At 35.2% G+C, this 17728-nt stretch carries 13 protein-coding genes; 10 read left to right on the top strand and 3 right to left on the bottom strand.

Annotated elements, in window-relative coordinates:
- The first annotated feature begins 79 nt into the window (after positions 1 to 79).
- The 7 genes from IEV85_RS12470 (at position 80) to IEV85_RS12440 (ending at position 8802) form a co-directional block, all read left to right on the top strand.
- Positions 80 to 988 carry a helix-turn-helix domain-containing protein gene (locus tag IEV85_RS12470; protein WP_188463792.1) on the top strand — a complete coding sequence of 303 codons (909 nt, stop codon included), beginning with the start codon at positions 80 to 82 and terminating at the stop codon, positions 986 to 988.
- A gap of 126 nt (positions 989 to 1114) precedes the next feature.
- Positions 1115 to 1939, top strand: a complete 825-nt coding sequence (locus IEV85_RS12465; protein WP_188463790.1) for an oxidoreductase — start codon at positions 1115 to 1117, stop codon at positions 1937 to 1939.
- Between the two features lie 245 nt (positions 1940 to 2184).
- On the top strand, positions 2185 to 2943 hold the full coding sequence (locus tag IEV85_RS12460; RefSeq protein ID WP_188463788.1) for an SDR family NAD(P)-dependent oxidoreductase: 759 nt from the start codon (positions 2185 to 2187) through the stop codon (positions 2941 to 2943).
- Between the two features lie 757 nt (positions 2944 to 3700).
- The gene (locus IEV85_RS12455; protein WP_188463786.1) at positions 3701 to 5728 is read left to right on the top strand and encodes a monovalent cation:proton antiporter family protein; all 2028 of its coding nucleotides are present in this window, start codon (positions 3701 to 3703) and stop codon (positions 5726 to 5728) included.
- A gap of 14 nt (positions 5729 to 5742) precedes the next feature.
- Entirely contained in the window at positions 5743 to 6951 is a 1209-nt protein-coding gene (gene lysA / locus IEV85_RS12450) for a diaminopimelate decarboxylase (protein WP_188463784.1), read from the top strand.
- Positions 6944 to 7756: a hypothetical protein gene (locus IEV85_RS12445; protein WP_188463782.1), complete on the top strand. Its 813-nt coding sequence runs from the start codon at positions 6944 to 6946 to the stop codon at positions 7754 to 7756. Before lysA ends, IEV85_RS12445 begins: the two co-directional genes overlap by 8 nt.
- Positions 7753 to 8802 (top strand): S41 family peptidase, encoded by a 1050-nt coding sequence (locus IEV85_RS12440; protein ID WP_188463780.1) that lies wholly within the window; start codon positions 7753 to 7755, stop codon positions 8800 to 8802. Before IEV85_RS12445 ends, IEV85_RS12440 begins: the two co-directional genes overlap by 4 nt.
- A 481-nt stretch (positions 8803 to 9283) precedes the next feature.
- Here IEV85_RS12440 and IEV85_RS12435 read toward each other — a convergent pair whose 3' ends face one another.
- The 3 genes from IEV85_RS12435 to IEV85_RS12425 all read right to left on the bottom strand — a co-directional run bounded on the left by IEV85_RS12435 (position 9284) and on the right by IEV85_RS12425 (position 14728).
- Complete coding sequence (locus tag IEV85_RS12435; RefSeq protein ID WP_188463778.1) at positions 9284 to 11062, bottom strand: chloride channel protein; 1779 nt, start codon at positions 11060 to 11062, stop codon at positions 9284 to 9286.
- Positions 11063 to 11172: 110 nt separating this feature from the next.
- On the bottom strand, positions 11173 to 13851 hold the full coding sequence (locus IEV85_RS12430) for a TonB-dependent receptor (protein ID WP_188463776.1): 2679 nt from the start codon (positions 13849 to 13851) through the stop codon (positions 11173 to 11175).
- A 55-nt stretch (positions 13852 to 13906) separates the two neighbouring features.
- Positions 13907 to 14728, bottom strand: a complete 822-nt coding sequence (locus tag IEV85_RS12425; RefSeq protein ID WP_188463774.1) for a GLPGLI family protein — start codon at positions 14726 to 14728, stop codon at positions 13907 to 13909.
- Positions 14729 to 14842: 114 nt separating this feature from the next.
- Between IEV85_RS12425 and IEV85_RS12420 the strand changes: the two genes are divergently transcribed.
- From IEV85_RS12420 to IEV85_RS12410, 3 genes are all read left to right on the top strand, one after another.
- Positions 14843 to 16351 carry a sensor histidine kinase gene (locus IEV85_RS12420; protein WP_188463772.1) on the top strand — a complete coding sequence of 503 codons (1509 nt, stop codon included), beginning with the start codon at positions 14843 to 14845 and terminating at the stop codon, positions 16349 to 16351.
- Positions 16352 to 16354: 3 nt separating this feature from the next.
- Entirely contained in the window at positions 16355 to 17035 is a 681-nt protein-coding gene (locus IEV85_RS12415) for a response regulator transcription factor (protein WP_188463770.1), read from the top strand.
- A gap of 371 nt (positions 17036 to 17406) precedes the next feature.
- Complete coding sequence (locus tag IEV85_RS12410; RefSeq protein WP_188463768.1) at positions 17407 to 17634, top strand: hypothetical protein; 228 nt, start codon at positions 17407 to 17409, stop codon at positions 17632 to 17634.
- Positions 17635 to 17728: the final 94 nt, after the last annotated feature.

Below are 17728 nucleotides of genomic sequence, written 5' to 3'. Positions count from 1 at the left end.
GTTTTGAATCCAGTAATTTGTGCTATTGATTTATTTCTGATCCGCTGACCTTTACCAAAAAAATAAATCAAAGTAGATAATGCCTGAGGAAATTTTTAAAATAAAATCGCTGACCCAATTGCATGAGGTATTAGGTTATGAGAAGCCAAAGCACCCTCTGATAAGTGTAATTGAAGTGTCTAAGATGCAAATTCCTAAAGAACTGCTGAACATGCGAATGTCGGCCAATTTATATCTAATTTCTATGAAGGGCTCCCACTGCGGAATCCAGTATGGTAGAAACTATTATGATTTTGAAGAAGGTGTACTTGTTTTTACCGCGCCTCATCAGGTGGTTGCTGCTACCACAGAAATTGAGGATGAATCAGAAGCCGGCTGGATGCTTTTCTTTCATCCTGATATCATCAAAGGATCTTCTTTAGATGAAAACATCAGCAATTTTCATTTTTTTGATTATGAATCGCATGAAGCACTTCACCTTTCAGATCAGGAAAAAAACACCCTAAACAACTGCATTGATAACATCAAAAATGAATACAATGAGAGAATTGACAATCACAGTCAGAAGGTGATTGTTTCAAGTCTGGAGTTATTATTAAACTACTGCTCCAGATTTTATGAGAGGCAGTTTAACACAAGGGCTATACAAAATAAGGATATAGTTACTAAAATAGAAAATTTCCTAAACACCTATTATGAAAAAGGGCAATTGGCTGAGTTCGGCAGTCCATCAATTAAATACATTGCAGATCAGGTAAATCTTTCTCCTAATTACCTGAGTGACTTACTGAGAAAAGAAACAGGAAGAAGTGCTAAAGATCATGTAAATGATTTCCTTGTGAACAAAGCGAAAAGTATATTGCTTTCCACCAATAATTCAGTTAGTGAAGTTGCCTACACACTAGGCTTTAATTACCCCCACTACTTTAGCCGTTTATTTAAAACTAAAACGGGACTTACTCCTCAAGAATACAGAGAGTTAAACTAATCGACCTTTTCAAAACCCACCTTATAAGTTTTAAGCTTTACCCGTAAAAAGTGTTTTCTTTCCAGTAATTCGTGTGCTTGTTAAGCTGGCAAAAAACTGAAATTTGTATTCATTAAATCAAAAAAAATGAAAAAAGTTATTTTAATTACAGGAGCCTCTTCGGGTATGGGAAAAGAAACTGCCCTAAAGCTTATTAAAGAAGGACACACAGTGTACGGTGCTGCCAGAAGAGTAGATCAGATGCAGGAGTTGGTTAAAGCAGGAGGACATGTATTAGAGTTGGATGTAACCAATGAAAAACAAATTGTTGACGGGGTAAAACAAATTATTTTTGAACAGGAAAAAATAGATGTTCTATGGAACAATGCAGGCTATGGATTGTATGGTGCAGTGGAAGACATAGCTATTGAGGATGCCCGCAGGCAATTTGAAGTAAATCTATTTGGCCTTGCAAGAGTAACGCAAGAAGTTCTACCGTATATGAGGGCGCAAAAGTCCGGCACCATCATTAACACTTCATCTATGGGAGGAAAAATGTACACGCCACTTGGAGCATGGTATCACGCTACTAAACACGCCTTAGAGGGATGGTCTGACTGCCTAAGACTGGAGTTGAAGCAATTTAACATAGATGTTGTTATTTTGGAACCCGGTATAATTGCAACTGAATTTGCAGATGTATTATATCAGCCTATGCTAAAAAACTCCGGCAGTGGACCTTACAAAAATTTAGCTAAGTCTGTTGCCTCCTCTACGAAAGAGGCTTACGAAAAACAAGGAGCGGCTTCTCCCTCTTCTGTTATTAGCCAAGTGGTTTCCCGGATAATTTCTTCTAAAAGTCCTAAAACGAGGTATGTTAAAGGTAAAATGGCTAAACCCCTTATGTTTATCAGAAAATATTTTGGAGACAGATTATTTGATAAAGCAGTTATGAGTCAGGTAAAGATGTGAAAGCATTAATAAACCTTTATTTGATCTCTTGTTTATACTAAAAGGATGTGGTTTATGTTATCTCATACGATGATGATTCATGTTGAAATCTCTTTCCTGAGAAATTGCAAACCTGAGCCAGGGTATTAACACAGGCTCTGCCTGTATTACTAATTACCTGCTGAAAATCAACATAATACCTGACTTTTGTCAAGAACCGTTACTCTGCTATCACGTTTTGTTTAATAAACAAAAATGCTAATCAGATGAAAAATAAAAGAGTTATAATAACTGGTGGAAGTGGCGCTATAGGTTTGGCTATAGCTAAAACAGTATTGGAAAAAGGTGCTTCTGTACTGATAGTAGACATGAATGAAAACGGTCTGAAAGAAGCTAAAAAGCAGCTAAATTCTGACAAGCTATTTACTTTTAAAGCAAATGTTACCGATGAGCAGGAAGTAAAAGCCTATGTAGATTACGCTGTTGAAAAAATGGGAGGAGTAGATGTTTTCTATAATAATGCTGGGGTAGAAGGTAAAGTAAAGCCACTGGAGGAATACCCTCTTGAGATATTTGACTTAGTAATAGATGTGAATATTAAAGGTGTATACTATGGCCTTAGGCATGTTTTCCCGGTAATGAAAAACAACAAAGACGGTGGGAGTATAATTATTAGCTCCTCAGTTGCAGGCTTAATGGGCACACCCAATGTATTACCTTATGTTACCAGCAAGCATGCAGTAATTGGAATGATGCGGTCTGCCGCGCTAGAGGGAGCCCCACATAAAATCAGAGTAAATACTGTAAACCCTTCTCCGGTAGATAACAAAATGATGCGTTCACTGGAAGAAGGCTTTAGTCCTGGCAAAGGTGAAGAAGCAAAAAAAGGCTTTGAGCAAAGTATTCCTTTGGGAAGGTATGCCTCTCATGAGGACGTTGCCAAGCTCATGTATTTCCTTGGCAGCGATGAAAGCAGCTTCATTACCGGCACCATTAACCCTGTTGATGGTGGAATGACGGCATAATCATGACAGCCCCATTAAGAAAATCCTTTCATGAGCATATTCATGAAAGGATTTTTTTACACTAAGCGCCTATTCAAAATCTTTAAATCTTATCTTTAATTAGGCTACTCATGGAAAATGAAATTGAACTCAAAAACTAGATATACTGACATTAATAAGTGTTTCTCAAACTTTAAAAAAACTATATATAAAACCTCAAAAAAGAGAAGTTTTACTAAATACTGAGGTTTCAATTACACTTTAACGTATTTTAAACAAAATTTTATTCTTTATCTTTTTGCTACTATATAACAAGACTTGATTTCCTTCAATGGAAAACTATTCTATGTCATAAAACACCCCTATAATCCCCTCAAGGGGATAGCCTCACAGATGTAAGTAAGCAGAAAACTAATCAGCTTTAGCTCTATTTTCTAATATAGCAAAAGTCCTGTTATCTCATTTGAAGTTCAGTTCCAATAACTGCGATGACTTGATCAAAAAGACGCAAAAAATCAAGATCCGTCAGCTGACGGACTACCACGCTACAATTCAACGCACTCCCCGCCTTTTTGTCGACCAGCCCGCTCGGTTTTAACAAACCTTATTTGGTTATCGAACAGTGTAGTATTTATCATGAGCTCCCTAATTACTGAGTTAAAGAATAAAACCAGCAGCATCAAATACTTTTAAGCTAGGAATTGTTACATTATTTACTATTTTTTATTTTAAAATAGGTCAGTAATAATGTTTAATTTTAAGTTTCAATTATCAATAAATGATTTTAGCTGCTAACGTAGAAATTCCCATCCTAAGTGACATAGTCGTCATCTTAGGGCTTTCAATAATCGTAATCCTTCTTTTCCGAAGATTAAAAGTACCTCCGATTATAGGTTTTTTAATAACTGGTATTATAGCCGGACCCTATGGTTTTCAACTTATTGATGCTACGGAAGGTGTAAAAGTATTTGCTGAAATAGGTGTAATTCTTCTCCTATTTATTATCGGCATAGAGTTTTCAATAAAAAGCCTTGCTTCTATTAAGAAAGCTGTATTTATAGGTGGTACCGTCCAGGTATTTGGTACCGTTCTGGCAGTGGCTCTAGTAGCTTTTAATGTGGGCTTTGCCTGGAATTCTGCCATCTTCTTAGGATTTATTTTCTCTCTGAGTAGTACTGCCATTGTACTCAATATTTTAAAAGACAAAGGAGAAACCGCCTCTCCTCACGGCAAAACTATTCTGGCCATTTTAATCTTCCAGGACATTATTGTGGTACCCATGATGCTTTTTACGCCATTACTTGCAGGCCAATCAGGTAACATTTGGATAGAAATACTAAGTATGGTTGTAAAAGCGGCTTTACTTATAGCCTTTGTTTTAGTGAGTGCCAGGTACATCGTTCCATGGTTATTCTACCAAATTGCAAAAACTAAAAGCAAAGAGCTCTTCATATTGGTAATTGTACTCATTTGTTTCTCTGTAGCCTGGTTAAGCTCATTTTTAGGACTTTCCCTGGCACTAGGCGCTTTCCTGGCAGGGCTTATCATTTCGGAATCAGAATACAGCCATCAGGCAGCCAGCAATATTTTACCTTTTAGTGAGCTGTTTACCTCTTTCTTCTTCGTATCAATCGGGATGCTGCTTGACATCTTCTTTGTGGCAGATCATTTCTTTATTATTGTAGGCTTAACAGTTGCTGTTATTTTATTAAAGGGTTTAATAGCAACTCTGGCAGGTACGTTCTTAGCCTATCCCGGGCGAACCTCCTTGCGCATAGGTTTTTCGATCTTTCAGGTAGGGGAATTTGCTTTTATATTGGCTACCGTAGGTATCTCCTATGGGCTTATTTCAGAAAATGTGAATCAGTATTTTCTTTCTGTTTCATTGTTTTCTATGGGTATCACTCCTTTTATTATGGCCGTTTCCGGAAAATGGGCTGATTCAATTTCAAGCAATAAAATTGCCTCCCGCCTTGAGGAAACCACGAAAAAAGTCTTTTTCACTTTTTCGGATACCTCAGTAGCTACTAGCGCTGAAGATGAGGAGCTGGATAAGCACATTGTAGTAGTTGGGTTTGGACTTAATGGTCAAAACGTTGCTAAAGCCGCTAAAAGCGTGGGCATTCCTTATATTATATCGGAATTAAATACGGAAACCATAAGAAAATATAAGCACTTAGGAGAGCCTATTATTTATGGAGATGCTGTACAGCCTGAAGTGCTCAAAAGCCTATCAATTCATAGAGCGAAAGTAGTAGTAATAGCCATTTCTGATACTATTGCTACCAGAAGGATTATCAGCAATATACGCCAGATTAGCAATACTGTCCATATTATTGTGAGAACCCGATTTATCACTGAAACAGAAGAAAATTTAAGGCTTGGTGCAGATGAAGTAATTCCTGAAGAGTTTGAAACCTCCGTAGAGATTTTTACCAGGGTTTTAAACCAGTATTTAATCCCTCAGAAAAAGATTAAAGAGTTTGTCCGTAGCATAAGAGCAGATAATTACGAGATGCTTCGAGGTGTTCTGAAAAGGAGCCCTATGCAGAAATTTACAGAAGAGTTTCCTGATCTGACAACAGCCAGTTACGAAATTGAGCGTGACCATTCAGAAATTACCAATAAACCCATTTCCGAGACTAACATTAGGAAGAACTTTGGTGTTACAGTAATCGGTTTGAAAAGAGGAATGGAGCTAAATACACAAATAGGCCCTGAAACTACGCCTAAACAGGGAGATACAATATTTGTATTTGGTAAACCGGAAGATTTGGAACATTTTTACGAGAAAATTAGCATTTAGTAATTAACAATTCAGTGGAGAATAACTATTTAGTAGAACTAGCGCAGAAATATGGTACACCCTTATATGTGTACGATGCTGACAAAATTGCTCAGCAAATTACAAGGTTAAATAATGCTTTCTCTGGCATTAACCTGAAATTGAAATATGCTACCAAGGCATTGAGTAATATTTCTGTTTTAAAGTGGGTCAGAAAAAACGGTGCCGGACTGGATGTAGTTTCCATTCAGGAAGCTTATTTAGGCCTAAAAGCGGGTTTTGAACCTAAAGAAATTCTCTACACTCCCAATGGTGTTTCAATAGATGAAATTATAGAAGCAGTAGACTTGGGCTTGACTATCAATATTGATAACATTTCCATTCTGGAGCAATTTGGTCATCGATACAAAGACACTGTACCTGTTTGCATCAGGCTTAACCCACATATTATGGCTGGTGGAAATAATAAGATTTCAACCGGGCATATTGATTCAAAATTTGGAATATCCATCCTTCAAATGCGTCACTTATTAAGAGTGATAGAGTCCAACAATATTAATGTGATTGGCTTACACATCCATTCAGGTTCAGATATTCTTGACTCCGAAGCTTTTTTAAGAGGTGCTGAAATAATCTTCGAGGCTGCGGAAGATTTCCCCGATCTTAAGTTTATTGATTTTGGCAGTGGCTTTAAAGTGGCCTACAAGCCAGGAGATGTAACAACCGATATTGAAGAGTTAGGAAAAGAATTAACAGCACGATTTAAAGAATTTTGCAAAACTCAGGGAAAGGAACTTGAATTATGGTTTGAGCCGGGTAAGTTTTTAGTAAGTGAGGCTGGGTATTTTCTATCAAAAGTAAATGTAATTAAAACTACACCCGCTACTGTATTCGTAGGTCTTGATACGGGAATGAATCATTTAATGAGGCCCATGATGTATGATGCATACCACAGCATAGAAAACATTTCAAATCCTTCTTCCACCCATAGAGTGTATACCGTGGTGGGCTACATTTGCGAAACAGACACTTTTGGCACTGACAGAAAACTTTCAGAAGTGAGAGAGGGTGATATTATTGCGATTAAAAATGCAGGAGCCTATGGCTTTTCAATGGCTTCCAACTATAATTCCCGCTACAGACCGGCAGAAGTGCTTGTGCAAGGAGAGAAAGATTACTTAATCAGAAAAAGAGAGTCTTTAGATGACATATTAAGAAACCAGGTAATAATAGATTTTGAATAAAATAACCATATCGCTAGTCTGTGCACTATTTAGCACCATATTACCTTCATTTGCACAAGTAAGTGAAAGTACGCCTTACGAAAATAAAACCTATTTTATAACAGGAGTAGGTGGTAGCTATGTAAATGTAATAGATGAAGGGATATCTCCTCTTCTTTATAAAGGTGTGGGTGGCGGTGCGGTTTTAGGTCATTACAGGGAAACAGGTAAAAGTATAGCGCAATCTACTGCCCGTTTTGATTTTAATAATCCGATTAGCAGCATAAGTGGTGCAGAAATGTATACTTACAGGGTAGAGGGCGTGTATCAACATTATTTTAAGCTACCTGCCCAGGAAGATAGAAAGTTGAAAATCCATCCGGGTGCGGCTTTACTGGGTAGGTGGGTATTGAGAGATCATCTGAATTTTACCAATAACAGCCAGCATATTGAAACCCGGTTCTCACTTGCGCCTTCTGTTTTGCTTCAATTACCATTTTCATTATTTAGCAGGAAATTTGAAACAGGTATTTTTTCTCAAATACCAATTATCACCTACGCTTCCAGGCCTATTTTTGCTTCAACTAAATTTTCCGCTTCTTTAAACAAGGATGAGGCTTCTTTCTTCGATTATTTAAAAGGTGGCCAGGTTACTAGCTTCGGCAATTATTTTAGGTGGTCAGCACAGAGTTATTTATTGTTCCATTTAAAAAATAATAATGCAATAAGGTTTGATTATTTTTGGATGTACGAAGATTACAATTCAATCAATCCTATTACCACAGGAGAACACAGCATCATGTTAAGCACCTTCTTTAAGCTATGAAAAAAATATTTTACTTATCCGGCCTACTGGTTTTGCTTATTTTTTCAAATTGTGAGCGATTAGCTATTAAGGAAGAGCCTCAGCCTTCCAACCTTGAGACCTTTGATCATTTGTGGAACACGGTAAATGAGAAATATTCTTTTTTTATAGACAAAAACATTGACTGGGAAGCGGCAAGAAGAGAATTTAGACCTAAAGCACAAGCAGCCCGCAACTCTATTGAGCTTTTTAACACCTTGGCAGACATGCTGTTTATATTGGAAGACGGCCATGTTAACCTTTCAGCAGGTATCGACTTATCTCGTAACTGGCAATGGTACCTGGATTATCCTTCTAATTTTGACTTCGATATTATTGAAAGAAATTATTTAGTGCCAAGTGAAGACTATCAAATTTCCGGACCTTTACACAATACTATAATTGATTCTGTGGGATATATCTATTATGAAAGCTTCTCTTCAAGCGTAAGCACCTCCTTACTTGATTACATCCTTTTTAAATTTCTTGAAAAACGAATAAATAGTTTGGAAGGGCCGGTAGAAGGTTTAATAATTGACATAAGGAACAACGGAGGTGGAAGCATAAGCAATGCATTTACTATAACAAACAGGTTTGCCACAGAAAGAACAAAGGTAGCCGATTGGTATTATAAAAACGGACCGGCTTATGATGACTTTACTGAGCCTGAAGAAAAGATTATAGAGTTTAAGGGTGATGAAGATTTAAAGTTTAACAAACCCATTGTAGTACTTATGAATAGAAGCAGTTATAGTTCTGCCAATTTCTTTGCCAGCATGATGAGTTTTCTGCCTAACGTAACTTTAATGGGCGACAGAACAGGTGGTGGAGGTGGGTTACCCATTAACAATGAGCTTCCTAACGGCTGGAGGTATCGCTTTTCATCCACAAGAACTATTGATGCTAATGGTAAAAATATTGAGTTTGGCGTAGCACCTGATATTGCAGTCTCTTTAACTGACGAAGATAAAGCTGCGGGAGTGGATACAATATTGGAAGCTGCAATTTCCCACATTAAGAACCAATAACCACAATTGTACTATTCTTATATCCGGGTTTTAAATCCACTTTGTATTTTAGTTTGCTTTAATTATAAATTCATTTAATCTGTTTTTAATATTTTTTTAAACCACAGTAAACATTCCGATAATACAACAAGAGAAGCCCTTAGATACAAACGTATAATTTACATTTCATAAGTATTATCAGGTGTTTTAAGACAAAATTTAAAAATTAACAATTTGAAAATAATATTACATCAGCTAAGGGTTAAAACACACTTGTTTTAACTAAATAAAGATTTAAATTTTCAAAGGTTTTTTTATCCACAATTCGCTTTAGTTATCCACATTTTTACAAAAATTATTTGTAAACATTTAAAAATCAAATGATTAACTACTTCCAGTTAAATAAAAGAATTGTGGACAAGTGCCAGCCAATCAGCAACTTAACTTTTTCTTATCCGAAAACATCCATTTATAAACCCTTGTAATAAATGTGTTTATTTGCTTAATCAATTTGTTGCCTGATTAGCTTTTTTCTGTAGGCATTAAATATTCTGGATTTGGAAACAAAGCCTATATACTTCCCCTCATCTATTACCGGTAAGTTCCATGCACCAGTCTTTTCAAACTTGATCATTACAGATTGCATACTTTCTTTGCTGGAAACATAAGTTGGAGGACTGTGCATCAAGGTATTAACAATTATATTTTTTCGAGAATCGGTATCAAACATTATTTCACGGATGTCATCCAGCGTAACTATTCCCATAAGTTCCTGCTGCTCATTTACTACCGGGAAAATATTTCTTTTCGAGAATCTTACTAAATCTACCAATGAACCCAGGCTGGCATTCGGATCAATGGTTAGCAAATCTGTTTCTACAATTTTTTTAAGGTCTATCAAACTTAGTACCTGCCTGTCCTTATCATGATAGATTAAATCCCCTTTCTCAATTAGTGGCTTCGTATAAAGCGAGTATTTCTCAAAATAGGAGATGGTACTATACGAAATAGCTGAAACAATCATCAAGGGTACAAAAAGTGTGTATCCACTGGTAATTTCTGCTATCAGGAATATAGCAGTTAATGGAGCATGCAGCACCCCGCTCATCACCCCACTCATTCCTACAAGTGTAAAGTTACTGGTGCTGATAGGCTCTGCTATCCCTGTAAGATTAATAAGATAGGCAAAAAGATACCCCGTTACACCTCCAATAAATAAGGAAGGGGCAAATATACCTCCACTTCCGCCAGAGCCGAGTGTTAAAGCGGTAGCCACAGGTTTAATAAGAATAATAGCAGCAACAAAAAGTACCATAAAGAAGAAAGAATCAATCTCGCTAAAGAAAAGACTGTTATTAAGTAAATTCTGTGCATTCCCTTGCAGAAGGTTTTTAATGGTGTCATAGCCTTCTCCATATAATGGGGGCAAAATAAATATCAAAAAGCCCAATGAAACACCACCTACCAAAGCCCTGTTAAAATCGCCTTTTACATTTTTAATTAAGCCTTCTACCCTGCCTACTGCTCTCGTAAAATAAAGTGATACTAATCCGGTGAAAACACCTAGAAACAAATAAAATGGAGTATCTGATGCAGCAAAGCCTTCGGTAAGTGTAAAAGAAAACAATACATCATCTCCCAACAGAGTTAAAGAGACCAATGCCCCTGCCACAGAGGCTATTAATAAAGGTATAAACGAACTGATCGTAATTTCTGACAAAATAACCTCAATGCTAAAGATCACTCCGGCTATGGGTGAGTTAAAGATAGCAGAAATAGCACCTGCAGAGCCACAACCAATTAGTAGCGTCCGCTGTTTGTAACTGAGGTGCACCAACCTGCCAATATTTGATCCAATGGCAGAACCTGTTACTACAATGGGGGCCTCCAGACCTACTGAACCCCCAAAGCCTACAGTAAGCGCACTGGTAAGCATGCGAGAAAATGTTTTGGTTCGCTTAACTATGCTGGACTTTTTAGAAATGGTATACAAGATATCAGTAATACCATGCCCCATTTTTTCCTTTAAAATATACTTAGTAAGCAGAACAGTTAAGATAATGCCTATTAAAGGATAGCTTAGATAAAGATAATTGGCTAAATTCTGATGGAAATCTCGGGTAAGTGCTCCTTGAATAACATGTACACTTTCCTTAAGTACCACAGCAGCTACTCCGGCAATTAATCCAATTACTCCACTGATGATAAGTACAAAATTTTTGGTACTGATATGCTTTACTCGCCAAATCAGAAACTTAAGTAACAGGTCATTAAATTTCATGCCTGCAAAGGTATGTAATTAAATATCTATGGTGCTAATAATCAATTGATAGATTTAGATTACTACTTACATTTTTCTCTACTATACATGCTATTTATATCAATTATGATTTAGAGATCATATTTAATGGCCAACATAAAATAACGCTTCTGAATAAAGTACTCATATGTACTGATCAGGTTTTCATTGAAACTATCTCTTCTCACCCCTTTAGTATCTAATAAATTATAAGCTGATATACTGAAATCCCAAGGCTCAGATTCCTTTCGATACCTCAACGTAGCATTCCATATTTTATAAGTACTCGAAGTATTTGTTCCTTGATTTATGTAAGCGTTATAATAATAGTCTGATGTAAAATCGAAATTTTTCAACAGGTTCCAATCCAGTTTTACATAAGGTTTTTGATTTACAAAACTATTATCAGCCAGATCCGATTCATAACTGTTTAACTGAAAATGATAGCCTGCTTCTACTTTTACTTGTTTATAAAAAGTGGTTTGTATTGCAGCTTTATAATCCTGATTGAATGATTGGTTTCTATTCAAACTTTCATTTACATAGGAATAGTTTTTATATCCGTTAAAATTGGCTGACGCATTTACTCTAAAAAGATGGAATTTTTTATCTACTCCTAATTGTGATTGGAAAGACTCATTAACTTGCTCTAAATTGACTACATTATTAATTCGTTCCATTCCTTCAAAACTTATCTGATTCCCGAAATCATTCATTTTACTTACCAGGGAAAGATTCGCATACATATTCATTCCTGCAAAGAAATTGAAGTAATTATAATTGATGTTTCCTGAATGATAAATCCCGTTTTCCAGAAATCTATTGCCATTAAACAAGCCATTATAGTCCGTTAAAACAATCCCTTCTGCCAGTTTCTGTATATCTGCAAACTCCGCTTTAGTGGTATACCTAAAGCTTAAACTTTGGGTACTGCTTAATTCCCATTTACCATAAAAAGAGGGTAGTATTAAATTAATTTGTTGTTCTGCTAAAAACTCGCTCTGGAAATTACTAAGATTATAATGGTGAAAGAATACCCCCGGCTTTATTGTGAAGTTGCCCAATTTAGATTTTAGTGAAATACCTGAATAAACATTCCCTAACTGATAATTTAAGTTATTATAAAATTTCTGATTTGGCACTTCACTACTTATCTCACCTTCACTGGATCGTAAAGCTGACGTCATTGTTTGCTTTAAATAATTAAAGCCTGCTGAGAAATTTAAATGATTTTTCTTAGTGAGAATTCTGTAATAGTTAGCCTCTCCCAGCAAATGATTACTTTTAATCTCCTTGTTCTGAAATAACTGATACATACTATCAGCATCCATATTTAATAAATTAGGAAAAAGATTATCCTGGCTGGCTACATTAAACTCAGGGCTCTGTAGATTATGTTTAAAATTAGTCTCCAATGATAAAATATTCTTTTCATCAATTGTATGGTAAGCCATCAACTGTTGATCAATAGAATAAGAATATTGTCTATCTAATTCAGTAATAATATTTTCAGAAGCTGTGAATTGTGAAATCCGGTTATTAACACTCTCTAAAGTATTTATTTTACCAAAGGCTGCATATTGAATGTGAGTATTAATATTTGGTGTATAAGTACTGCTATATTTCAACAGCCCGGATTGATTCGAAGCATTAAGACGTGAAACTAAGAGCTCCGTATTATCTACGCCCTCTCTTAAGTAAGTCCTTACTGACTTACTTCCGAATTCATTGTTGGAATGAGATGCAATTGTAAAACCGGTATGATTCCATTTTTTAGATGGGTTATAGGTAAAATTGAAAGCTCCTAATTGCGTTGATAAATCCCTTGCATTTTCTTTATCCGCCATTAGAAAGCCCAAACTTTCATTACTTATATTAATGTCAGTACCGGAATTAGCTGTAAAATTTGCCAGACCGCCATTAAACCTAAAATAATCCTGGATAGTAAAAGCACGGTCCCCAATATTATTGGCATCTGCTATCAGGTTTAAGTTTAATTTTGGAGAATAATAGAATAAATTGGCATGGCCCAGATACCTTGTGTCAGGCCCTAAACCAGCAGTTAAATCTCCAAATAAGATATTTTTTTTATCCGCTTTTAACTGAATATTTAAGGCCAGATTGTCCTCACCTCTCATACCGTTCATAGGAGCAACTTCATTATAGTCTTTCAAAACCTGAATTTTATCTACAGCATTTGCAGGGATGTTTTTAGTAGCCATTTTAGTATCCCCATCAAAAAATTGCTTCCCATCTACCAATACCTTATTTACTTTTTCACCTTGTACACTAACTTCTCCATTCTCATCTATCTCCATCCCTGGTAATTTTCCTATAACATCTTCTAATTTCCTTTCTCTGCCATCGGTGAAGGCTTCTGCTTTGTAAATTAAGGTATCACCGGACATCATCACGGGCATTTCCTGTACAACTTGTACTTCGTTCAAATATTCAGGAGCAAATGCCAGCTGAATCATAATATTCTCTGACATTTCTTGTGATGGAGTGAAGTTTTGTTCAAAAGTTTTATACCCTACAAAAGATACTTTTAAAGTATATTCTTTCCCTTCAATAAGCTGTAATTTAAATTTTCCTTCAGTATTGCTTATTGAAAAAGATACAATAGATTTTGTTTCCGGATCAAGAGCAACCACATTGGCATATTCTATTGGCTGTTGTAATGAATCCACTACTTTTCCGGTTACGCTTAAATTTTGAGCCAGAGAAGAACAAGCTATCAAAACCGAAATACAGGTAAAAATAAATTTCATAAGGAAGAAATTAAATGATAATGAGTTGTAGAAATAGATTTTTTATTAGGCCGGATTAACCTCCTACTTCAATTTGTATACTTCCGCCATCTCCTGAATAGCGCTTCATCATCTCTTTCATTTTCTCCTCTGACAATTGATGAAAGGACTTAGAATCCATCACTTTGCCTTTTTTAGGTTTTTCTATATCAACTTCTTCTTTTGGGTTTAGTACTATTTTGGTACAAATAACTACACGCTTACCTGTTTTTACTTCCAGAATAAGACCCGGCAATCCGTAGTATGACTCAGGACCATTACTTACCGGAATATCCATGGTAAACCACGCTTCTGTTTTAATTGTGTCAATGCTCACTTCCATCTCCTCCATCTCTGTTGAGAATTTCTTCACTTCAGTTATTTTTGAATAAATGGCCTTCTGGCAATTATACGCGCCAATTTGCTTTCTTTCATTTGTAAGTTGCCACTCATACACAGGCAAACTATCTTTAATAATAAAGGACTTACCCATTAAGTCTTCTTGTCTTTCATATCTTTTTTCTGCGATATTTTTATACAGAAACCCTCCATTATTCGAGCTTATCATTAAAAAATCCATGCCAGTAGCACCAGGTTTACCAGGTGCCCCACCCAAACTTTCTACATTTCGCCAGGTAGATTCATTGGTTGTAAAATGCAATTCATACTCCTTCTGCATTTTTTTGCTAATCTCGCTTTGTACCCTTTCCTGTTCCGCTTTGGAAACTTTGTCTCCCATATCAATTTGTACATTGGCAGAACTTTTATAAGTGGCAATACCAGTAAATTTCTGAGCTGATAAAGGAAATATAATTCCTACAATGCATAGAATAATAAGAGAGAAAATTGTCTTTTTCATGATTATCAATTTTTGTTTACACAAACAAAAGCGATCATACTCATGAAAAGGGTTAAGAAGTGTTAACGTTTGTTAAATCCGCTTCAAGCTTTGAGCATTTAGTTATATTTGAGCATGAACACCAGGCAGTTTAAAAGGATTGGGATATTTATTTTTCTTATTATCCTCTTCACAGTAATAATACAATCCTTCAGTATTTATGAGAATTATAAAGATGCAAAAAGGCAATATTTAGTAGATGTAAAAAGTGCTTTGGATAAAAGCATTGAGGAGTATTATGCTGAAATAGCTAAATCTGATGTAATAACATTTACTGATTTAGGAGGAGTAGTTCATAATCAGAATATGAGAAATACTATTTACCCTGATAGTGGGAAATTTAATATAAGTTTTTTCCAGCGCTTCAGTTCCAGTAAATTAAGTACAGATCTAATTAGCAAGCTGGATAGTAACCAGGCCATCAACAATGACTCCTTAACTATTTCAAAAATTCTTATTGATAAGGGTAAAAACAAAGCTAAATTCTTAGCCGATCAAATTAATGGAATTGCTATTTTCAAGGGTAAAAGAGCTGCAGATAGCTTAGATAATATTAAAGAACTTACTGATAAAATAGTTATTTCTATTACCAGAGATACCCTTGATTATGACAAATTGATAGGCTTTTTATCTGGTCAACTTTCCAGTATTGATTTAGGGATTGATTATGCAATAAATCATTATAAGTCCGACTCCATTGTTGGAGGATTTAATCAGGATAACATAAAAAATTTAACCCTGGAGGTTCAGGCTAGCAGTACTTATTTACCTGGTAATGAAAAAATTGAAATGTATTTTGAGAATTCTACCCTCGCAATTTTAAAGAAGGGTTTACTGCCTATAGTTGCGTCATTACTTGTTATGCTTTTTGTGGCAGCCATCTTACTATATTTATATAGAGTGATTAAGTCTCAGAAGGAATTATCAGAAATTAAAAATGACCTCATTACCAATATAACGCACGAATTTAAAACACCGATCACTACAATTTCAACTGCTATAGAAGGCATACAAAGCTTTAACACAGAAAAAGACCCCGACAAAACAAGGAAATACCTCAATATCTCGGGCCAGCAACTGAGTAAACTAACTGTGATGGTTGAAAAATTGCTGGAAACTGCTACTTTGGATAGCGATAAATTGATATTGCAAAAGGAGTCAACTGAAATAGACCTTTTAGTTACTTTTTTAATTGACAGGTATAAAGAAGCAGGCAATACAAAACATATTGAAGTTTATATACCTCACGAAACTCAACCTATATATGTGGATGCTTTCCATTTTGAAAATGCTATCTCCAATTTAATAGATAACGCCATTAAGTATGGAGGAGAAAACATAAAAATAACCCTCCTTCAGGAAGAGCGCTTAATCATTATGATAGAAGATGATGGCGGAAATATTTCTAAAGAACAAAAAGAAAAAGTGTTCGATAAGTTTTATAGAATACCAAAAGGTAATATCCATAACATAAAGGGCTTTGGTATAGGCTTATATTACACTAAAAATATAATCGAGAAGCATAATGGCACAATTGAACTATCTGTAAAAAAAGGGAAAACAGTCTTTAAAATAACACTATAAATTATGAATAAAGGTTCAGCAAAAGTTCTGTTGGTAGAAGATGAGGTTTCTTTGGGAACCATAGTAAAGGAAAGCCTGGAAAGCAGAGGCTTTAATGTGGAATACTGCCAAAATGGCGAAGAAGCGTTATCAGCTTTTACAAAGGACAATTTTCATATTTTAGTACTTGACATTATGATGCCTAAGGTTGATGGATTAAGCTTATTAAAAACCATTAGAAAAAAGGATCAATATATCCCTGTAATTTTCTTAACGGCTAAATCACGCACTGAAGATGTGATTGAAGGATTTAAATATGGAGCTAATGATTATATAAAAAAGCCTTTTAGCATGGAAGAATTGATTGTAAGAATGAATGCTTTAATCCATAAACCTACCCAACCCAAACAAGAATGGCTCGCAATTGGCGCTTACTATTTTCACCATGAAAAGCAATTGCTTAAATTTAATGAAGAAGAGCAATTTTTAACCAATAAAGAAGCTGAGCTTCTGATGAGATTATTAGAGAAGAAAAACGAATTGACAGACCGCTCAATTATTTTAAATGCTTTATGGGGCTCAGATGACTTCTTTAATGCGCGCAGTATGGATGTATATATCAGTAAGCTTCGAAAAAAATTAAGCCAGGATCCAAGTGTAAAGATTCTTAATATCAGAGGATATGGATACAAATTAGTTGTATAGGGCTTATGCAATAAAGTTGACCACCAAAATAAAATACATAAGTAATATTATTTTTACCCTGCCTTTCACTTCTTAACATTAGTTAATTCTCTTTTCTTTCAAAGATTTTTATTACGTGATAAATACCTGAATATTAGCACATATATAGCTCTTCACTTAAAGTAATTTCAAAATCTTTTATGCACAAAAACCAACCTAATTACCTGTATAGACCGTATAATCCTAAAATCTTGAAAAAAGAATAGTCTGTTGGCTTATCCTCTTTTTGAGATAACTTATCGATTTTTGTGTTAAATATTACAACCCTTTGGCACATTTATTGGTCTATAGATTTAAATTTACGTTTAGAAAGTGTTTTAAACTTAATAGTTATGGATAGATATAGAATTAGTTTTAAATGTAACAAGTTGCCGGAACAGCACGATGGCTTGCCAGGTTTTAGAATATCCGAATATTATGAAGGAAGATCATACAACGGACTCTTTGAAATAAGTCCTAAGTGGGGCTCAAGCAGAGAAACTAAATTAATTTCAAAAGCATTGTTTGAAAAGTATTTTGAGTTACTAAATGAAGAGCATTTAATGAAAACTTCTGCGTAATGCAGAGTAACAATATATAAAAGTTAAAAAGCCCATTAAGTGGGCTTTTTTCGTACCTAGGCTACTCATGGAAAATAAAATTGAACTCAAAAAC

This window comes from Marivirga lumbricoides, assembly GCF_014636295.1.
In the GTDB taxonomy this organism is placed as follows: domain Bacteria; phylum Bacteroidota; class Bacteroidia; order Cytophagales; family Cyclobacteriaceae; genus Marivirga; species Marivirga lumbricoides.
Note: the sequence above shows the minus strand (reverse complement) of the source record. Positions and strands in the feature narration are given on the sequence as shown.